Annotated in this window: 14 protein-coding genes; 4 read left to right on the forward strand and 10 right to left on the reverse strand. The window is 48.1% G+C overall.

Features of this window, described 5'->3' with window-relative positions; all coding sequences use genetic code 11:
• Positions 1-119: 119 nt before the first annotated feature.
• Positions 120-1,868, reverse strand: a complete 1,749-nt coding sequence (locus M2404_RS18280) for an Ig-like domain-containing protein (RefSeq protein ID WP_259241225.1) — start codon at positions 1,866-1,868, stop codon at positions 120-122.
• A 639-nt stretch (positions 1,869-2,507) separates the two neighbouring features.
• On the opposite strand from M2404_RS18280, the gene M2404_RS18285 reads away from it, so the two are divergent.
• The gene (locus tag M2404_RS18285; RefSeq protein WP_259241226.1) at positions 2,508-3,842 is read left to right on the forward strand and encodes a dicarboxylate/amino acid:cation symporter; all 1,335 of its coding nucleotides are present in this window, start codon (positions 2,508-2,510) and stop codon (positions 3,840-3,842) included.
• 53 nt (positions 3,843-3,895) lie between these two features.
• Here the strand turns inward: M2404_RS18285 and sohB are convergent, their stop codons facing one another.
• Together sohB and M2404_RS18295 are read right to left on the reverse strand one after the other, a co-directional pair.
• Positions 3,896-4,891 carry a protease SohB gene (sohB, locus tag M2404_RS18290; RefSeq protein WP_259241227.1) on the reverse strand — a complete coding sequence of 332 codons (996 nt, stop codon included), beginning with the start codon at positions 4,889-4,891 and terminating at the stop codon, positions 3,896-3,898.
• A gap of 95 nt (positions 4,892-4,986) precedes the next feature.
• Positions 4,987-7,344, reverse strand: coding sequence for a VolA/Pla-1 family phospholipase (locus M2404_RS18295; RefSeq protein WP_259241231.1), 2,358 nt, complete (start codon positions 7,342-7,344; stop codon positions 4,987-4,989).
• 225 nt (positions 7,345-7,569) lie between these two features.
• Here M2404_RS18295 and M2404_RS18300 point away from each other — a divergent pair, with 225 nt between their 5' ends.
• Entirely contained in the window at positions 7,570-8,313 is a 744-nt protein-coding gene (locus tag M2404_RS18300; protein WP_259241233.1) for a YciK family oxidoreductase, read from the forward strand.
• Positions 8,314-8,392: 79 nt separating this feature from the next.
• On the opposite strand, the gene M2404_RS18305 is transcribed toward M2404_RS18300, so the two are convergent.
• Both M2404_RS18305 and M2404_RS18310 read right to left on the reverse strand, forming a co-directional pair.
• Positions 8,393-9,589 carry an amino acid aminotransferase gene (locus tag M2404_RS18305; protein WP_259241235.1) on the reverse strand — a complete coding sequence of 399 codons (1,197 nt, stop codon included), beginning with the start codon at positions 9,587-9,589 and terminating at the stop codon, positions 8,393-8,395.
• 41 nt (positions 9,590-9,630) lie between these two features.
• Positions 9,631-10,341 carry a GAF domain-containing protein gene (locus M2404_RS18310; RefSeq protein ID WP_259241236.1) on the reverse strand — a complete coding sequence of 237 codons (711 nt, stop codon included), beginning with the start codon at positions 10,339-10,341 and terminating at the stop codon, positions 9,631-9,633.
• A gap of 156 nt (positions 10,342-10,497) precedes the next feature.
• Here M2404_RS18310 and M2404_RS18315 point away from each other — a divergent pair, with 156 nt between their 5' ends.
• The gene (locus M2404_RS18315) at positions 10,498-10,896 is read left to right on the forward strand and encodes an SUI1 family translation initiation factor (protein ID WP_259241239.1); all 399 of its coding nucleotides are present in this window, start codon (positions 10,498-10,500) and stop codon (positions 10,894-10,896) included.
• A gap of 150 nt (positions 10,897-11,046) precedes the next feature.
• On the opposite strand, the gene M2404_RS18320 is transcribed toward M2404_RS18315, so the two are convergent.
• The 4 genes from M2404_RS18320 to M2404_RS18335 all read right to left on the reverse strand — a co-directional run bounded on the left by M2404_RS18320 (position 11,047) and on the right by M2404_RS18335 (position 20,201).
• Positions 11,047-12,726: a M28 family metallopeptidase gene (locus M2404_RS18320; RefSeq protein WP_259241241.1), complete on the reverse strand. Its 1,680-nt coding sequence runs from the start codon at positions 12,724-12,726 to the stop codon at positions 11,047-11,049.
• Positions 12,727-12,792: 66 nt separating this feature from the next.
• Positions 12,793-14,097, reverse strand: coding sequence for an amidohydrolase family protein (locus M2404_RS18325; RefSeq protein WP_259241243.1), 1,305 nt, complete (start codon positions 14,095-14,097; stop codon positions 12,793-12,795).
• An 11-nt stretch (positions 14,098-14,108) separates the two neighbouring features.
• Positions 14,109-17,228, reverse strand: a complete 3,120-nt coding sequence (locus tag M2404_RS18330) for an amidohydrolase family protein (protein WP_259241245.1) — start codon at positions 17,226-17,228, stop codon at positions 14,109-14,111.
• 21 nt (positions 17,229-17,249) lie between these two features.
• On the reverse strand, positions 17,250-20,201 hold the full coding sequence (locus M2404_RS18335; RefSeq protein WP_259241246.1) for a bifunctional diguanylate cyclase/phosphodiesterase: 2,952 nt from the start codon (positions 20,199-20,201) through the stop codon (positions 17,250-17,252).
• Between the two features lie 109 nt (positions 20,202-20,310).
• Here M2404_RS18335 and M2404_RS18340 point away from each other — a divergent pair, with 109 nt between their 5' ends.
• Positions 20,311-20,763 (forward strand): c-type cytochrome, encoded by a 453-nt coding sequence (locus M2404_RS18340; protein ID WP_259241247.1) that lies wholly within the window; start codon positions 20,311-20,313, stop codon positions 20,761-20,763.
• A 17-nt stretch (positions 20,764-20,780) separates the two neighbouring features.
• Here the strand turns inward: M2404_RS18340 and M2404_RS18345 are convergent, their stop codons facing one another.
• Complete coding sequence (locus M2404_RS18345; protein WP_259241248.1) at positions 20,781-21,431, reverse strand: cytochrome b/b6 domain-containing protein; 651 nt, start codon at positions 21,429-21,431, stop codon at positions 20,781-20,783.
• Positions 21,432-21,456: the final 25 nt, after the last annotated feature.

Here is a 21,456-nt window from a genome sequence, read left to right on the forward strand (position 1 = left end):
TAAATATTCAGTGAAAGAGCAGATCGGAGATTTTAGAAAGAGTTCAAAAAAATCCCCCAGTAAAAACCGGGGGATTTGTGTATAAGAGACAGGCTGATTTAGCTCCCTTCTAGTGTTAGTTACAGCGCATCACCACAATTATTGCTGAATCCTAATGGATTAGCAGGAGGAGGCGATGTCTCTGTAGTCACATCTGCAGAAGAAACTGGCAAACCATAATCTCTATAGGCCACATTTTCTGTCCCCGCAGCAAAACCACTCACTTGCAAACGAACATCAATCCAAGCACCGTAGTCCTGGGGATAAGTTATAGTAAATACTGCTATGCCACTATCGTCTGCTGTCACAGTTCGTGGCACAACAGCCACATTGCCTGGGGTTAATTGGCCGTCAAGGTTTTGATCTTCGCCAGGATCCAAGATGCCATTAAGATTTGCATCTTCATTTGCACAGCTGGCGGTTACACTTGGTTCCCAAACCTTAAATGCTGCCGGTGCAGGTGGAGAAGCAACCCAGAAACCTTTGCGATACCCGGTTGGTACAACAGCGACATTAAGTAATTGATTAGCTACCGGGTTACCTGAACTATCCGTTACAATAATAGAAAATTCTTTTGCATAAGTACTAATACTGGGTTTAGTAATAACGTTACCGGTACCAAAGCGGAAAAACAATGTGCGCTTCCCTACGGCAATGTCTGTCTCATCCGATATAGCGTTGTTGCTCTGTAATGCCGCTTTTATGACCAGATTTAAGCTTTCTACACCTGCTCCGGTATTAGCGTCAGCTGTAAACACCGTAGAGGCAATGCCCTGCGAATTGGTTACAGCAGTACCAGTGCTAATTACGCCACCCGCAGCATTATCCAGAGAGAAAACAACTACCTGGTTTTTAACCGGATTATTATTAACATCACGAACGATTGCACGTACAGCACTCGACTCACCGGCACCAACCTGTGCCGGAAATGCCTGAGTTTCAATTTTAGTTGGGTTAACAGCAACAAATTCTATTACCTTCTTCGCACTAACAGCATCCCCGCCCACGCCGCCCGTTGCACTAATTGTCGCCAAACCAGCAAATTGTGAGCGTACAAAAGTTTGTGCCAGGCCATTAGCGTCTGTGATTCCCTGAGCAGTTACAGCGCTGCCCAGATTAGCGGCCTGATCTGCAATTGCACCACGGGTTGTGTTAAATATGATATTTTCACCGACATTAGCGCTGCCGTTAACTAACCACTCTACTACAAGCTCCTTAGCAGTATTGAGATTAACTTCCGGTATTTCAGCTTCATTTGCACCTGCCACAAATGCAAACTCATCAGCGCTGACATTCAGCGTTATTGTGCTGGTTGCACCTAAAGCGGTAACAGTTAATCTATCAATACCCGAGTTCACTGCGGTATAAGTAAAGCTGGCTTTACCGGCAGAGCCAACAGTTTCAGGGCTGGTATCGCTTAAGGTGTTACCCAGAGCCGACGTCACTTCAATTTCAGTGTTGGGAATACCAATATCATTTGAGTCTGTTAAAAATACATCTATTGATGTTGTATCCCCAAGCACCACTGAATTAGGAGCAGCGACCTCAATTGAGGTACCAGACACTGCCACTGTTAACTGTGATGTTTGCTGTTGTACACGTGCAGTAATCACAATATCACGGTTGTTTTTGTTGGTTTGAGTTGTCAGGGTAGCCTTTGCAGTGCCGTTAGCTGCAGTTATCGCATCAATCTGCACTAATTCTCCTGAATCACTTGCAAAAGTAACAGGCACGCCCGGCACGACAACGTTATTAGAATCCCGAACCAATGCTGTCAACTCTACTTTAGCTGACGCCCCTGAGCCTAACAGCAAGCTATCAGCAATCAATGCAACAGAGCCAACAGTCACATCAACCTGACCACCACCATCACCGGCAGAGGTAAAGCCTGTATTAGCTGTTGCGCCAGAGAAAGTAGCGGTAACAGCACCTGCGCCACTTTTGTTGCCAACCAACAGGCTTATAGTTGCTACGCCACTACTATTGGTAAGTGCTGTGCCGGCAGCATTACCCAAAACAGCCAGCTCGGTGTCACTCAGTGCAAAGTTGATAACCTGATTAGCAACACTGCCATTATTCGTTGCAGTTAATGTTGCCGTTATTGTTAACGGTGTGGCCTGGGCTAATGTTGTTGCAGCTGAGCCTGCAGAGTTAGTTAATGTTACGGCTAAGCTATAAACTGGTGTAGTATTGCCACCGCCTGTACCGCCGTCAGAGTCAAGAGTACCACCGCCACCGCAGGCTGCTAACACTGTTAAAAGCAGCGCAACGATAAGTTGCTGAATGTTTCGCATTAAAACTCTCCCAAGCTGTTTTTTTATTATATAGTTTTTGTTAATTCTGCATCTTAAACCAATAATCTGGCAAGCGTGATAGCAATTTATAAAAAAAAACCAGCACAATCTGCCTTTCCGGCAGCCAACCTGTTAGGCTTAGCGCCACTGCTTAATTAAAACTAGTCTGATGTTATGACAGGAAATAAAAAACTTGGGTTAACTGCCCGTATTGTAATTGGTATGGCGGCAGGTATTTTGGTCGGCTTTTTCTTCAAATGGCTGCTGGCAGGCCAGGATGAGCGGATACTGCATATTCTGGGCATGGAACTGCCACTTAAAACATTCTTTATTGATGGTATTTTTCATATTGGCGGCGAAATCTTTATCGCCAGTTTAAAAATGCTGGTTGTACCGCTGGTATTTGTCTCTCTGGTATGTGGCACCTGTTCACTGTCTGACACCTCAAGCCTGGGCAGGCTTGGTGGCAAAACTATTGGCCTTTATCTGATCACCACAGCTATAGCCATTACTCTGGCAATTTTTGCTGCATTACTGATAAACCCCGGAAAAGGCGTCGAAATGCACTCTGATGCCAGCTTTGATGTTAGCGAAGCGCCGCCATTATCTCAGGTATTTATTGATATTTTCCCCAGTAATCCTATTGAATCTATGGCCTCTGGCAACATGCTGCAAGTTATTGTTTTTGCCGTATTGTTTGGCCTGGCAATGGCATTAAGCGGCAAGGCTGGTGAGCGGCTGGCGTCGGTTTTTAATGATCTTAGCGAAGTGATTATGAAGCTGGTAACCCTGCTGATGAACCTGGCGCCTTATGGCGTGTTTTTCCTGATGGCGAAACTGTTTACCACCCTGGGCTTTGAAACCATTGCCAGCCTGATAAAGTACTTTGGCGTGGTAATGACAGTACTGATACTGCATGGCCTGGTTGTTTATGGCCTGATATTAAAGTTGCTTACCGGCCTGAACCCGTTAATTTTCTTCCGCAAAATGCGCGACGCAGCTCTGTTTGCTTTTAGCACCTCCAGCAGCAATGCCACTATGCCGGTAACTATGGAAGCGGTAACCAAAAAGCTGGGCGTTAAAAACAGCATAGCCTCTTTTACCGTGCCGCTTGGCGCCACTATTAATATGGACGGTACAGCAATAATGCAGGGCGTAGCCACGGTATTTATTGCTCAGGTGTTTATGGTAGACCTGACATTAACTGACTATTTAATGGTAATAGTTACCGCCACGCTGGCCTCTATCGGCACCGCAGGTGTGCCTGGTGTCGGCCTGATTATGCTGGCTATGGTGTTGCAACAGGTTGGTTTACCGGTTGAAGGTATTGCACTTATTATTGGCGTTGACCGTTTACTGGATATGACCCGCACCTCAGTGAACATTACCGGTGATGCGATGGTGTCATGTATTGTGGGTAAAAGTGAGAATGAGTTCGACGTTAATGTATTTAACGACATTAACGCCGGAAGCAAAGAAGAAGATGTCGATTTTCATCATTTGCGCTAATCGCTGAACAACCTATCTGCGTTAGTCGCTAAGCAGGCAGTTTACGCTGCCTGCTATCCAAGCCTTGATTGCTGCATCAGTTTTTGCCACCACACCGATAAAATATTTGCCGAGCCTACACCAACTTTTTCGGCAATACCTTTACGCAGTTGATACCGCACCTGAAACAGATCCCGTTGTGGCATTTGCGACAGCAAATAAGCATCGCTTGTCTGGATCTCATCTACCAGTTTAAGCGGCAAAGCCTGATAACCAAACCAGTGTTCACCGGTGGCAACCTGATCTATATCCAGCTGTGGCCTGTGGTCCTGCACAAATTGTTTAAACAGCTGATGTGTTTGCTCCAGTTCCTGCTGAAACTTCTGCCGCCCTTTGTCGTTGTTTTCACCAAACAGGGTTACGGTACGTTTATACTCTCCGGCGGTAAATTGCTCAAAATCAATGTGGCCTTTTTTCAATAACTTATTAAAGTTGGGTAATTGTGCAATAACGCCGATAGAGCCAACAATGGCAAAAGGTGCTGCCAGTATCTTATGGCCAATACACGCCATCATATAACCGCCGCTGGCCGCAACTTTATCAATGGCAACCGTCAGGCTTACGTCAGCTTTGCGCAAGCGGTCCAGCTGCGATGCGGCCAGGCCATAGCCATGCACTACACCACCACCACTTTCCAGGCGCAGTAATACTTCATCTTCGTTATTAGCAACCGCCAGTATTGCTGTTACTTCTTCGCGTAGCGACTCGGCCTCACGTGCATCCATACTGCCATGAAAATCCACCACAAACAGTCTGGGTTTAGTTTCTGCCTTTTTGCTGTGCTGTGTTTTTTGCCATTGCTTAAACTGCTTTTTATCCAGCAACTGCTGCTGCATATCTTCCGTTACCGCTTTGTACTGTGCCGTTAAATCAGTAAACTGCAACTGGCCTTTTTTCGGCCTGGCTTTACCCGCAGCAGCACCGGCAATTAAACCGATAATCACAGCTATGGCCGCTACCAGCGTGACCGCTTTGGCCAGAAACATTCCATATTCGTATATAAATTCCAAGACAGGCTCCTTAATAAGGTTTTGCTGCATTGTAACGGCTTTAACAAAAAGAAAAAGCCCGGCGAACCGGGCTTTACATGATTGAACAGTACAACTTAGTTAGCTGGTGCTAATACCGCTGGGTTAGCAACAACCACTGCTGCCCCCTGAGTAGCCAGGAAAGATGCTACGTGGGTTTGCATTTCAACCGTAGCGGCTGCACTACCGGCAGCCGGATCAAGTAACGAGCTGTGAGACCCAGCTGTAAAGCGGGCAATTACATTACCAGCAAGCTGCTGTGGCCCGGCAACAGCGTTAAGTGCAGTGGCACCCAGCAGCCTGGCCAGCGGCTCAGTTCCGCCCAACGGCATTCCTACCGTTTGGTTTGGAATAACCCGATCAGAAGTCGCTGAGTTAATACCTGCACCTACCACTTCTGCGATATACACCGGAGTCTCGCTGGCAACCAATAACTGAGCATAGTTGTTAGGATCGCCTGCATCAGTAATAGTTTGCGCAGCAAAAGCAAATTGAGAGATTGTTGCCCTGATAGCAGCCAGAGTTGCCGCAGTGCTTTCACTCTCAGCCAGGCTGGCTAAATAGGCATCAACATATTGCGCGGCACAGCCGGTAAAACTGGCCGGATTGGCTGCCACTGCCATACAGGGGCTTTCATCTTCCAGATAGTCAACAAAACCCGCTTTCAGTGTTTCTGCACCTAAAATAACGCTGGCGCGGATCAATGCGCCAAAGCTGGCAGACTCAAGCAGGAAATTCGCTACAGCACCACCAGGAACAGATAAGGCCGCAGATTTCATATTGTAGGCCGCATCAATGGCGGTGACGCCTGAGGGGGCATTAGCCACGGCTACCGCTGACGAGCCGGTGATAGAGCCCAGCGACATACCCAGCAACTGAACATTAGCCATATTCAGGCTAATACCATCAATACTGTTAAGTGCTAAACGCAGCGCCAGGGTATCAGCAATACTTTGACGTAAATTGTCACGGGTAACCAGCAGGTTAGACAGGTTCATATACACGGTAGCATTGCCATTGGCTACACCACAACTTTCACCGGAAGCATTAATATTAATAAAACCACGTGAACCATGTAATGGCTGATCAATTGCAACTGTAGCGAAACCCTGTTGCGTTAAGGCTGCGGTAACCGCCAGCATATTTTCTTTGCAAGAGGTGATACCGTGCGACATGATCACAACCGGCCAGCCAGCAGCAGGTGCCGGTGCATTTGGCGCCGTCATAATAACGTCAACCGTTTCAAACGAATTAATTTTTGGGATCGGGTTAAACTTAGTCAGGTGGCGGCGGCTATCCAGACCGAGGTCACGTAGCTGCACTGCCTGCTGCGCGGTTAATGCCATACAGACACCATCGTTCTGAGATTGCGGTGCAGCAGGAATAGTACCGGCAGGTGCCTGAGCAATAATAGCACCGCTATCGCAGGCGGCTGTCCAGCGGGTGCTTAATGGTGCAGAGGCTGCATCTGCAGTTTGTGCCCCTAAATAATATGGCAGGTTAAAACTGCCGCTATACAGCATCACATTATCAAAAGACGGATTACCGGTAAGCGGTGTCCCTGGGATCATTGATACCGGTGCAACAGCTGCCACTTCAAGCGTAGAAGGTGCATAAGGTGAGCCAGGTGCTGCCATCAGAGATTTTACCGTTGCCAGCACATTAGAGATCGATTGTGTGGTCATTGCCGCAGTATAAATAATGTTGTCGCGGTTAACGCCTTCAGCCTCAATAACATCTTCAAAACTATTAATCAGCTTTTGCAATGAGAGCTGTGATGGTGTGCTTAACGGCAACGTTTCGTCGTCTTGTTTTACCAGTTCATAAGACGTTGAGGGCGCAACAGAGTTACCATTGCTATCTTCAATTAATGACGTCAGTACTGTCATATAGGTAGTTGCAGGTTTTAGCGGCCGCAGCGGCACAACGGCAACACTGTTACCACTTACTGCAGTAACAAAGTCCTGGCCGAAAGTTAACTCTCCAACGACATCACAAGCAAAACCCTGATTGGCGGTTCTGCATTCTTCAACAGCCGATGTTGGGCCCTGCATTACCACTTCAAAAATCCGTACAGCGCCGGATTGCTGTACTGAGCTTGGTTCCAATGTTGCGCCCGGTGCCATATCTATCGCAATAGAATACGGGCTTTGAGTAGACCAGCCATCAAGGGCGCCTAACGCTACCTGCGGGTTAGTATAATCAGGCTCTGCGCCAGAATCGGTGGTTAAAGTACCATCAGTTGTGCCTTGAAATAATAAATCATTTGGCACAGACAGCCTTGGTGTGGCGGCACCCGGATCGAATACTACTCTGGAATATGGTTTAACCGTGTTGTTGCCGGTATCTTGCTTAATATCATCTAAAGAATCACCGCCACATCCGGTTAAACCTAATGCAACAGCAACAGCCACACTCAGTGTCAGCTTATTCATAGTTTCTCCCCTATCCTGTCTCTTATTTTTTATATGCAAAGCAAAAACTTACCTTGCTTATCGGAAGCCTGTTGTACATATAGCCTATAACAGCTACGACCAGTTAAAGTTAACTCAAACCAGCCAAAATCGCTAGCTGAAAAATACAGAATAAACGAAGAAAGGTGCAAATAGCCCCGTTTGAGCGTATGCTTTCGCCGTTTTTGCAGCAACAGGTGATATTTTATGCACAATTATCAAGCAGCTACAGATGCATTAAAAGATAAAGTAATTTTAGTTACCGGTGCCGGTGATGGTATTGGTAAAGAAGCAGCGTTAACCTATGCCCGTTTCGGCGCCAGCGTTATTCTGCTGGGCAAAACAGTAAGCAAGCTAACTGCGGTTTATGATGAAATAGTGGCCAGTGGTGGCAAAGAGCCAGCCATAGTGCCACTTGATTTAAAAGGTGCCACCGCCAAACATTACCGTGATATGGCTGCCACTATTACTGCTGAATTTGGCAAACTGGATGGCGTACTGCACAACGCAGGCATTTTAGGTGTATTAAGCCCGTTTGAGCATATCGACCTACCCACCTGGCAGGACATTATGCAGGTTAATGTTACTGCACCAATGCTGATGACACAGGCTTTAATGCCGGTATTAAAATTATCTGCTCATGCCTCTGTTGTTTTTACTTCTTCCGGTGTTGGCCGTAAAGGCCGTGCGTTCTGGGGGCCTTATGCGGTATCTAAATTCGCTACTGAAGGGCTGATGCAGGTTATTGCAGATGAGTACGACAACAGCACTGTGCGGGTAAACTGTATAAACCCGGGCGCTACCCGCACCAAAATGCGCAGCCGCGCCTATCCGGGCGAAGATGTTAACCTGTTAAAAACACCGGCAGATTTAATGTGGCTTTATGTTTATCTGATGAGTGACGACAGCGTTGCTGTTAACGGCCAGACTATAGATGCTCAGGTAAAATAACTGCATAGTAAAACAGCCCTTTCGCTGTAAGACGCAAAGGGCTGTTTTTAATTTACTTACTTTGCTGTATAAAACCAGCCTAGCCTTTTAATACCGTTGCCACAGATTTAGCGAAGTAATTAATATTGTTGTGGTTTAAACCTGCAATGCTCACCCGGCTTGAACCCACCATATAAATACTAAACTCACTGCGCAGGCGGTCAATTTGCGCTTTGTTAATGCCCAAAAAGCTGAACATACCGTGCTGACGGGTAATAAAGCTGAAATCCTGCTGCACACCTTCAGCTGCCAGGGTGTCGATAATCAGTTGGCGGTAGTTATTAATGCGATCGCGCATTTCGGCCAGTTCCTGATGCCACAAGCTGGTTAGCTCGGCGCTATCCAGAATATTGGAGACAATAATGGCACCATGTGCCGGTGGCATAGAGTAAATACTGCGTACCACACTTAACAGGTTTACTCTGGCAACATCAGCTACTTTGTTATCTGCTGCAACAATAGATACCGCGCCAATACGCTCACGATACAAACCAAAGTTTTTTGAGCACGAACTACAAAGAATCATCTCATCAACGTTATCTGCCAGATAGCGCAAGCCTTTGGCGTCTTCATCCAGACCGGTGCCGAACCCCTGATACGCCATATCAACTAAAGGCGTAAAACCACGCTCTTTGGCAATATCGGTAAAGCGCTGCCACTGGGCGAAGGTTAAATCCATCCCGCTGGGGTTATGGCAACAAGCATGCACCAACACCACATCACCGGCAGGCACGGTAGCAAGCTCTGCAAACATCGCTTCTTCATTCAGGCCTTTGGTGTCGTAATCATAGTAAGTGTATTCTTTTACATTCAGGCCAGCGGCCTTAAACATAGAAATATGGTTTGCCCAGGTAGGGCTGGTTACCCAGATAGTGGCATTCGGGTTAGCTTTTTTAATAAACTCAGCCGCTACGCGAAGTGCACCGGTACCACCCGGCGTATGTGCCGTGGTAACACGGTTGGCCAGCAATGCTTTATGGCCAATGCCAAACGCCAGTTTTTCAATATGGGCATTAAAGCCTAAATCACCGGCCATACCGATATAGGTTTTGCTGTCTTCCTGCTTCAGGCGCAGTGCTTCTGCTTCTTTTACGCATTTCAGTACTGCCGTATGGCCTTGCTCGTCTTTATATACGCCTACACCGAGGTCTACTTTGTTCGGGTTTGGGTCTTCTTTATAGGCTGCCATTAAACCTAGAATTGGATCGGTTGCCACCGGTTGTAACTGAGCAAACATAGTGTTCTACCTGAGTTAAAGTTGCATGAAAAAAGCTACGGTTAGGGTAAATACGCCGGTACGGTTAAACATACCGCTACCAACAACGCCAGAGCATCTGCCGTAAATACGTTTTTATTAAAATCTTCGGCATCGACAATGCCGGCTATTTTGCCTGATTGGTCAAACAGAGGCAAACAGGCTTCTGCCTGTACTTTAGGATCGCAGGTGTAATACTCCCCGCCTTTGCCCAGGTAAGCCGCCACATCATTAATCACTTTGGCTTTACCGCTTAAACCTACCGTGCTGTTATTGCTTATTTTGGCAAATTCGCTGTTTAACGGAAATTCAGCCCGCGACGGCGCACCATAATAAGCCAGTTTTACCAGCACCGGCTCACCGCTAAGGTTGGTACGGGTCTGATAAATACCAAACCAGTCCAGTGCAGAATGTTCGCGGTAAAATGCGCTAATAAGGCTTAGCCGGGCAAGTGCATGCTGATTAGCGGCATTTTGCCCACCCAGAATTGCCGTTAAATCATAAGGCTCGTCGGCCAGTTGCCCAAACAGTGAACAAGCACCGCCTTCACCAAGCTCCGGCACTTTGTACTGCCATTGCACTGCTGGCACGGCAGCTGAAGTTAAAAAAGCCTGCAGTTCAGCCTGGCGCTGTTGTACTTTTTCAGCAAAAGCCACCAGTGAAGTATCACCCAGATACGCCTTTATACCGGCGCGTTCAACATAGTCTGATACAGAAACAGCATCTCGCGACATTATAGCCATCCAGATTTCTAAAATTGGTAAGCATTCTACCAGAAGCGGCTAAAAAACCAAGCCAGCCGGTAACAAGTTCAGGAATTTGTTGCCGCTACATCTGCGGATGTTTAAGCTGACAGTTTTGTAAACTAAGCAAAGCAAGCGAACCCACTTATGGCAGGCAATAAAATTTCTCTGGCCGACTGGCAGGCCAAATTAAACCCGGCAGGTACAGTTGCATCAGTAAAAGACGATCCTAATCTGGTGTACAGCACCGATAGCGGCAAAATAAGCGCTAAGAGCGCTGCCAAACCGGTGGCAGAAGCTTTTGCCGATGGCGCAGTGCGTATAAGGCGCGAAACCAAAGGCCGTGGTGGCAAGGCGGTATTAACTATTAGCGGCATTGCCAAACCCCACGACGAACTGGCGGCCCTGGCAGCTAAGCTGAAAAAAAAATGTGCCTGCGGCGGTGCAGTAAAAGATGGTGTGATTGAAATTCAGGGTGATAAGCGCGAGCTGGTAGAGCAGTTATTGCAAGCCGAGGGTTTTAAAACTAAATGGGCCGGTGGATAATCCAACCCTAGGAAGCAGGAAACGAACCGACTTACCCACACCAACGCGCCGTGAATACATCCCTGTAGGCTCGACTCCGGCATCCATGCCGTCAACGGTTGGTTTAGGGTAAGTCGATTCTCACCTTGTGCTATCAGCGCGATTTAAACCTTACTTTGCTACTTCACGATTATACGGCTGGCCAACGGCGCCGTTAAAAAAGCTGTCTTTTAACCAGTAAGGCCGCTGCGTGGTGTTGGCAATATCCAGCGCAATATTAAAGTTAATATTGGCAAACACCGCACCAGCGTCATAGCGGATTGCTCCGTAGTCTTTAATCAGGCTTGGAATATCATCTGATGGCTTATGATAGTGTTTGGCAAAAAAACTGGCCCAGATTTTACCGCCGTCCTGTTTTGGATCCTGCGATTTAAAACCGGTCATTAAAAATACTGCCGGTACGCCTTTTTTCACCAGTGTATAGTGATCTGAGCGGGTAAAAATAGCCTGCTCCGGCATAGGATCGGCGCTTAACGCTATGCCCTCTTTCGCAGCGGCCTTTTCCACCACTTTACCCAGTGACGAATGGTTAGCACCAAAGGCTATCATATCGGCAAACGGATACAGCAACACCGGCATATCCAGGTTTACATTTGCTACCAGCTTATCGATAGGCTTAGTGGGGTTATGAGCAAAATAGTCAGCACCCAGTAAACCTTTTTCTTCGCCTGTAACCACCACAAATAAAATCGACCGCTTTGGTTTTACCGGTAACTGAGCAAATAAACGCGCGGTTTCCAGCAAAATAGACACGCCAGCGGCATTATCCATAGCGCCATTATTAATTTTATCGTCGTTACGTAAGTCGTTGCTGTAACCAATATGATCAGAATGCGCAGTGACCACCACGTATTCGTGTTTCAGCACAGGATCCGAACCCGGTAATACGGCAATAACGTTAGGGCTGGAAATATCCTCATGGCTGCTGCTACGGCTTAATGTCGCCGATACACCAAGCTCAAACCCCACCGGGTTTTGCTTGTTGTCCAGTTGCGTAAAAATATCAGCCAGCGATTGTGGCGCTTTGGCAAACAATGCTGCCGCAGCTTCATGGTGTACGTAGGCTCCGCCTTTTAAGTCCGGAAAGCTGTCAGCCGGTGTGCCATCATCTTGCAACCACTCCATACTGGGGGTGTTTAAATACAATAAGCTGCTGGCGTATGGCCGCACTTTTTCCTGTGCCGGGGTATGCACGGTAATAATACCTACCGCGCCCCGCTCTGCCGCTAAACGGGTTTTCTGACTGCTTAAGTGTGCGGCCTCTTCGCTTGGCAGGCTGTCCGGCCGGCCCGTCAGCAGTACCACTATTTTGCCTTTTACATCCAGATTAGCGTAATCATTCAAACCAAACTCTTCCGATACCATGCCATAACCGGCAAATACCAAAGATGCGGTAATATCAGTTTGCGTGTACTGCAAACTCGGGCCGGTAAAAAAAGCTTTGGGGTAACTAAGCTGGGTATCTTTGCCGTCGGTATGTAGGGTAAATTTTGCGCTCTCCTGTGCTAAACGCGCCTGACGCAACGGCACACGCTGGTAATAGCTGCCATTATCACCGGCAGGCTCCAGGCCGAGGGCCTGTAATTGAGTGGCAATATACAAAGAGGCAATTTCATGCTCTTTGCTGCCGGTTTCACGCCCGGCCAGTTCATCTGCCGCTAAAAACTGCATATGGGCTTCAATGGCTTTAGCATTTGCCGTGCCCGCAGGTGCTGGCGCTGAAGACTGTGTTGCAGCACAACCGGCTATTACAGCCAATAGCAAGGCTGCAGGTATAAATTTGCTTTTCATAGGGTTTCCTTTAAAAACAACAGTGCCAGCATAAGCTGGCACTGACTTTACGACAACAGATTCAGCTTAGTTTATCCGTTGTTTGTATTTGTCGTGTAACTGCTTGTGACGGTTGTTTAAGTCAACTTCCCGGCCATCAATCCACAGGTGGGTTACCTTGTGGCCAAGATAGTCGAAAATATCACCTTCAGACACTACCAGGCTGGCAGCTTTGCCTACCTCAATGCTGCCAATTTTATCGGCAACACCGGCAATTTGCGCGGCATTAATAGTAACAGAACGTAACGCCTGCTCTGGTGTTAAACCAAAGCTTATGGCCTGGCCTGCGGCAAATACCAGATTGCGGGTATCCCAGTAACCATCAAGCGACAACGCGTAGTTAACACCGGCATCCTGCAAGGTTTTCGGCACGGTAAACGCCTGGCTGTAGTTTTCATCAGCACGGCTGGGTAAACCATAAGGTGCTGTGTAAATAACCGCCACTTTAGCTGCTGCCAGCTCATCGGCCAGGCGCCAGCTGTCACGGCCGCCAACAATAATCAGCTTAAGATTGTACTCTTTGGCCAGCAACATAGCCTGGCGAATTTGCCGCTCGTCATCGGCATGCACAAACAATGGCCGCTCACCGTTAAACACGGCCATCATTTCATGCCAGCGCGAGTCTATACCTCTGTTTAACCCGGCCTGCTCAGCATCATAATAGGCTTTTGCTGCCTGAAAATACTGCTGCAGTTTCGCCAGTTGTTCAGCATTGGCTTTGCGTACTTCGTCAGCCGGTTTTGGGTTCCAGCGCGAACCCAGCGTACTGGCGTTTGGCCAGCGTACATGCAGGCCGGTACCGTCGGCTACTAAGGCATCCTGGTAATTCCAGGCATCTAACTGCATCAGGCTGGATTGGCCCATCAGCATACTGCCGTCCGGGTAGATCATACTGTAGGCAAAACCATTGCTGCGAATGGTAGGAATAACCTCTGAATCGGCGTTGTAACCTACTTTGGCTTTAATATCCGGGTTAGTCTGGGTTACCTCACGCGAATCGTCTGTAGAGCGTACAGCCTCTATTTCAATTAAGCCCAACTGGTTAGCCAGGGCTATCAGGCCCGGATACAGATGCTTGCCGTCCAGCGCCAGCACTGTTGCACCTTGCGGAGCACTCAGGTTTTGGCCAACGGCCGCAATTTTACCGTCCACAATTAACACATCACTGTCAGCCTTTATACCATCGGTTACGGTATGAATGGTTAAGCCGGTTAACAGTAACGGGTCTTCGGCGGCTTTACCCGGCACCATATCGTGTGCCAGTGCTTGTGCGCTGCTGAGGCTGCCAGCTAAGGCAGCAAACAGGCTTAAACAGGTTTTAGAAAGTTTCATACTGCTGCTCCTTAGTGTTTATGGCCATGGGCGTGGCTATGAATATAACTGCCGATGTTCCACCAATCGCCCTGATCTTCACAGTGCCATTCCGGTTCATCCTGTTTATACGCATCTTTGCTGCCTGCTTTGGCGCTGTCGCCGGCATTCAGCACTTTTTGGATCAACGCAGTTCTTTCAGCTTCCAATTGCTGTTGCAGCTGTTTGTCTGTATTGATATCGAAATACTTGGTGCCTTCAATCCAGGTTTGCTGTGCCTGGCTGTATACCGACAACGGATGGGTGTTCCACAGCACAAAATCAGCCTGCTTACCGGCTTTAACTGAACCGGTAACCTTGTCTATTTTCAGCTGCATGGCCGGGTTAATGGTAACCATTTTCAGCGCTTCATGCTCATCCATACCGCAGTACATCACAGATTTAGCCGCTTCCTGGTTCAGGCGGCGCTGTAAACCGGCATCGTCTGAGTTAATGCTGACATTCATCCCCTGTTCGGCCATTAAGCAGGCGTTAGTTGGAATGGCATCCTGTACTTCCATTTTATACGCCCACCAGTCGGCAAAGGTAGACGCGCTGGCACCGTGAGCCTGCATTTCTTTAGCGGTTTTATAGCCTTCCAGAATGTGGGTAAAGGTAGTGATGTTAAAGCCCATTTCATCGGCCAGCTCAATCAGCATCAAAATTTCAGATGCCACATAAGAGTGAGTATGAATAAAGCGCTGCTTATCCAGAATTTCTACCAGTGCGTCTAAGCGGTAATCAATACGGGGCGGTGCTACCTGCTCGCGCTGGCGTTTAGACAGTTTGTCGTAAGCGGCCAGTTTGGCTTTGTACTCTTTGGCGGCAACAAAAGCATCACGAATGGTGGTTTCAACGCCCACACGGGTTTGTGGATAACGCTCGGTAAACGCATCGCCCCAGTTAGATTGTTTAACGTTTTCACCCAAGGCAAATTTAATGCTTGGCGGTGCGGCTTTCATTTTCAGCCCCTGGGCATTTTCGCCCCAACGGAACTGAATAACCTGCGCCTGGCCACCAATAGGGTTTGCACTGCCGTGCAGCAGCTGCGCCGTTGTGGTACCACCGGCTAAACCACGGTAAAGATTAATATCTTCCGGGTTTATTACATCAGCAATACGCACCTCTGAGGTTACCGCGTCGGTGCCTTCGTTCACACCGGCTTCAATAGCAACATGTGAGTGCTCATCAATAATACCTGGCGTAAGGTGCATGCCAGTGCCGTCGATCACATCAAAGCCACGCGGTGTACCCAGGTTTTTACCAATTTTATCAAACTTGCCATCGCGCACTATTACATCGGTATTTTCAAGAATACCGTCTTTCTCTGCCGTCCAAACCGTAACATTTTTAATATGCACATTTTGCTGCTTAGCCAGGGCCGGTAAGCCATATGCGCGGTTAGGGAAGGTTAACTTAGACAGCATCACCGTATCAGGCTTGCTGGCTGTGGTTTTGGCCGGGCTTTCTGCCAGCGGCTGGCGCTGTGCCGTAACCAACTCAGTGCTGCTGCCCAGCTGCCATTTACCTGTCAGGCGGTTATCGGTTAACTGGCCACTAAACTGCGCTATCTGCTTAGCGCCGCTCAGCTCAGCCAGGTTCAGGTTAAACTGCAACAGTTGCTGCTGGCTGTGAATATGCTCTAACTTAACGCTTTTTGCTTCAGCGCCGCCAGCCTGTAACACCGCAGAACCACTGAGTTTATCTGCCGGGCCGGTTAAGCTAACTTTAACTGCCTTACCCGCAACAGACAGCTGGTAATCACCGGCAAAATCTACCGGGGTAATAGCTTTAATGCTGTGCTGCAGGCCTCGCACCCAGGTAGCCACAATTTCGCCATCGGCAAATAAATCGCCGCTGGCCAGTACTAAGTCAGCCTGATAACCGGGAGCAATTTTACCCAGCTTGTCGGCTACGCCACTCAAACGCGCCGGTACGGTGGTTAATGCCGCCAAAGCGGTATCGGCAGATAAACCATACTGCACAGCTTTGCGTAAATTAGGCCAGAAATCCTTGGTATCTTTTAACTTGTAGGTGGTAAGCGCAAAAGGCACACCAGCCTGCGCCAGCGCCGCGGCATTAGCCGGAGCCCGCTCCCAGTGGCGTAAATCGGCCAGATTAACATCCAGTTGATCAGCTACCTGCTCTACCGCAGGCGCAGCAGGGAAGTTAAGTGGTAAAATAAGGCTGCGCCCGGTGGCTTTAATTTCATCCAGCCGCACATATTCAAAACCAGAGCCAACCATAGCGGCGTTATTCAGCTTAAACTCGTTTAACAACAGGTGGGCACGTAATAATGATCTGTCGTCACCGGTTTCAAACACCGCGCCCTGCTGGTTAATAGTGGCCAGGCTTTGCAATGCAACATTAAACTCTACCGGCTGGTTAAAATAACGCACATCGGTTTTACCGTAAGCCTGGCTGTACCAGTTAGCGTCGCTTAATGTCTGGCGGATAAGCGCCATACTGCCCATCAACGATGATGGGTAACTTTGCTTTGATGTGCCTTTGCTAAAGGCCATAAATTGCGGCCCATCGGCTTTTAACACCAACTGATTGGGCAAGCCTTCACCTAAGGAGCTGACAAAAGCCTGGCCGCGGAAAATACCATCAAAACGGGCAGACTGCGCAGCAGTAAAACCGAGCTTGCGTAAAGCTTCTGCAGCTTTGGCATCAGGCTTAAATTCACTTACCCAGCGCTGCTGGGCATGGATGGCGTCATTGCTGGCATTGCCACCTTTGCGCTCATTTTTATACACCGGCGCATCACGGTAGCTGCCGGGTTTGGCTGGCTTGGCTGCCTCAATACCATATTGGGTATAAGGGTCGATAAAACCCGGATATAACGTATAACGGCTGGCATCAATTTGCTGATAGCCCGCTGGCACCTTTACACTGGTGCCTACTGCACTGATCCGGCCATCGGCTATTAATACGGTGGCATTTTCCAGTTTTTTACCGGGTTCGGTGTATACCGTGGCACCGGTCAGGGCGATTAAATTAGGGGTTTTATCCTGGATACCTTGCAAGGGGCTAGTCTGGTCGGCGTGGCTGCTGGCGGCAAATACCGTTAGCAGCGCAGCGCTTAACAGCGACAAACGCTCTGAAGTCATAACATGTTCCTGAATTAAGGTTTAACTGTTAATAACGTAGTTCAGGCGACTAAGCTCCTGCTCAGCCAATGGCATGCTGAAGTAATAGCCCTGAACCTGGTAGCAAGCATTTTTTCTTAGAAATTCAACTTGTTCGGCAGTTTCCACCCCTTCTGCTACTACGCGAAGATTCATCTTTTGCGCCATAGCGATAATCGCAGCAACAATATCCATATCGTTACGATCATCAGGAATATCTTTGACGAACGAGCGATCTATTTTCAGCTCGTCTACCGGAAAACGCTTTAAATAACTAAGCGAAGAATAGCCTGTACCAAAGTCGTCAATAGATAAAGACACCCCGAGCCGCTTTAACTGATTTAACTGGTTAATAGCCGCATCGGTGTCACCCATTAACATACTTTCAGTAATTTCAAAGACTAAAAACCCGGGGCTGGCACCGGTACGCAATAAAATCCGTTCAACAATTTCCGGCAGGTTGTCGTCTTTAAACTGCCGCACCGACAAATTAATCGACAAAGTAACATTATGGCCGCGGCTATGCTGCCGTGATAAAAACCGACAGGCTTCCCAGATAATCCACTCGCCAATCTGCACAATCAGCCCGGTGCTTTCAGCCACGGCAATAAACCGCAACGGCGGCACCAGGGTATTGTCCGGCCGTAACCAGCGCAGCAGTGTTTCATAACCCACAATGCTGTTATCACGGATATCAATTTTTGGCTGATAATACAGCAAAAACTGGTGCTCGCGGATGGCTTCACGCAGTTGGTTTTCAATCAGCAGCCGCTCGTTGGCGGCTTCGTTTAAGTCGTGGCTGAAAAAATGAAAGGTGTTTTTACCACGGGCTTTAGCTTCATACATGGCTAAATCTGCATGTTTGAGCAGCAATTCTTCTTCTGAGGCATCTTCCGGCGCTACGGTAATACCGATACTGGCACTGATAGACACTTCATGGTTGCCCAGTTTTACCGGCGCAGCAAAAGCCTGTTGCAAATTAGCAGCAATAGCGGACGCCTGGCCCCGGTCTGTAATGCCGCTTAAAATAACGGCAAATTCATCACCGCCCAAGCGGGCAATAGTATCTTCTTCGCGTAAACGGCTAATCAGCCGCTTGGCCACTTCTTTTAATAACTCGTCACCGGCATCATGGCCCAGAGTGTCGTTAATACGTTTAAATTCATCCAAATCAAAATATAACAACGCGAAGCTGTAGTAACCACGGTGTGACATAGCAATGGCTTTACGCAACTGATCACGGAAATAACTGCGGTTAGCCAGCCCGGTCAGCATGTCGTAGTATGCCAGTTGCTCCATCTTTTTCTGGCTTTGTTTAATAAAAGAAATGTCCTGCATGGCGCAAACATAGTTACTGATACCGCCTTTTTCATCACGGATAGGCGCTATTGCCAGCGACACCCATAACTGGCGATCGGCATGTTGCAATAACATATCGCCTCGCCAATGCTGGCGTTCAACCAGCGTATGCTGAATTTCCTCTGCCACATGGTGCATTTCCTCAGCAAATAAGGCACTAAGCGGCTGCAACTGTATTTGCTCTGTGGTGATACCAATCATTTCGGTTAAAAACGGGTTAGCATATTCAATACGTAACAACTGATCGGTCAGCACTATGCCCGAGCTGGAAAAAGACACCGCTTTGCTCAGTTTTCTGGCTGAGCGCTCTGCCTGTTCTTTTTCTTCAATACGGGCATTTAAACCACTGACTAAGGTAGAAATTTCATCAGACATACGGCCAAATGCCTGATTAAGCAAACCTATTTCATCGTTTTGGGTATCCAGCTGCACCTGCTCCAGATCACCACGGGACAAACGGCTGATAGCCCCGGACAAACGGTTTATCCGCTTTAATATAAAGTGGTAAATAACCAGCTGTAAAAACAATGCCACCAGCAGTGCTACAGCAGTAAATATCAACACCAGGCGGGAACGCACTGAACTAAAAGCAGTAGAGATATCGGCTTTATCAACATACACACTTAAATACCAGTCGGCGCGCTCTACCACATCTGTCGCAATGAGTTTTTCCGGTGCCAGGGCCTGAGCCTGCATAACTTGCTGCGGGTTGGCTGCATACTGGCGCGCATACTGGCTAAGGCTGTCGGCGTTGATTTCGCCTGCCTGCAGAGGGGTATTCATTGGTGGATCGGTGCGTAAAAACTGCCAGGCTGAGCTGATAATCTGGCCCTGGCTGTCAAAAATCATACTATGACGGCCTTCCTGGCGCGGCAACATGGCCAGTATATCCTGCAAAATAAAATCTGTACCGGTAATACCGATAAACTCATCATTGACATACACCGGAATGATCAGGCTCGTCATCCATTTTTTCCAGATATTGTCGTAATAAAGCGGTGTCCAGCGCGGCTGGCGTGCCGGGTTTTGCTCTGGTGTGGCAATGCTGTAAAACAGATCCTGATTAAAATCATGCTGACTGCTAACCTGCAGCGCCCAGTCAGCCGGAGAAATACGGATAAAATGCTCTTTGGAAATAAAATAGAAGTTGTAAAATTCCTGCAGCATCAGTGGCGAAAGCTGCTGCCACAACAAACCGGTTTTATCAAACAATGCAGCAACACGGGCATTATAATTTTGCCCGGCGACAAATGCCCCGGAGTAATCATCCTGCACCCGGATACTGCCATCGTTAGCAGCTTTCATAGTAGCAGCGCCTGCAAGCGTTGCCAGGCTAAGGCTGCGGCTTATTACCTGATTAGCCGCAATAGCTTTTTGCTCTTTTTGCAGAAAATTTTTGTTCAGTTGCAAAGCATGATTTGTCGCGCTGTGTTTAAGAGCAGCCTGTTGTTGCTCAAATTCATTAGCCTCCTGCAGCAAAATAACCGCATAGCCTATAGCAAAACCGGCAGTAACAATGGCAAGAAATACCACCAACGCAAATTTGCGCCCCAGCGAGTCCATTCCTGTTGGTTTAATAAAGTTTACGTCCTTCACTACTCTGCCTGATTTTGAAAAAACTATTGATTATTGGCAAGATATCGCTTTTTATAACGACATGTCGCAGCCATTATTGCATGTTAATTCATCAAAAGAGAACGAAACAATGAAAAAACCCCTGTTAACTGTCGTTTTAGTATCACTGCTATCTGCCTCTGCTTATGCTGGCAGCGCCTTTACTGAAGCCAAAGATAGCGTGAAATACCGTCAGTCGGCATTCCAGTTAATCCGCCATAATATGGCCGATATTGCTGATATGCTCAAAGGCGACGTAAATTACGATGCAGAGCGTGTTAACAAACGTGCCACTGCTCTGGCTACGCTGACAACTCTGCCATGGGAAGCCTTTACCGTGCCGGGTGCAGAGAAAGGCGGTGGTGATGCCAAGGCTGCGGTATGGAAAAACCTCAGCGATTTTCAAAGCCGTGGCGAAAAGCTGGCAACTGATGCGCTGGCGTTAAAAACCGCGGCAGACAGTATGGATCAGGCCGAGGTACGCAAAGCCTTTGGCAGCTTTGCCCGCAACTGTAAAGCCTGCCACGACGAATACAAAAACTAATAGCAGCCTGGCGCTGTTTACAGCAGCGCCAGTAATTTATGCCCCTGCCAGAAATACAATGCCACTAATAACAGCCCAAACAGAATAAAGTAAACCGCACTGTGTTTTACACCGCCGGTATAGCTGCTTGTTGCGTTATCTTTGCCGGTTAGCATAACCCACAACACATTATGTACCCGCACACTGTGCCAGATAGCCGCAATAATATGCACCGCAACCGCCGCCAGCAGAATATTGATATTGATCTTATGAATGTCCGATGCCATATCAACCCAGCTTGCCGGTAACAAACTTACCAGCGGGCCGTCGCTCATATAACTGTTATCAAAGGTAGCCAGCCCGGTAAGTAATTGCACCAGCACCAATACAATCAGCAGCGCTATCATATAAAAAGACGCCGGATTATGGCCGTTAACCACATAAGGCTTGCGCAGGTACCGCACCGCCACCGCAGGGGTAGCAGCAAACTGACTAAAACGCGCGGTTTTACTGCCAATAAAACCCCAAACCAGCCGTGACACTAGCAGCGCCAGCAGGGTGTAAGCCAGTAACTGATGCTGTGCCATTAACCCTTCTTCACCGGTATACCACAGCCCCGCCAGTAACAATACCTGGCTCCAGTGGAAAAACCGGACGGCAAAATCCCAGACTTTTACTTTTTGTGACATTGTGCGTAGTCTCCGTTATGCTAAG

Origin of the sequence: Rheinheimera pacifica (assembly GCF_024809855.1) — a bacterium.
GTDB lineage: Bacteria > Pseudomonadota > Gammaproteobacteria > Enterobacterales > Alteromonadaceae > Alishewanella > Alishewanella pacifica_A.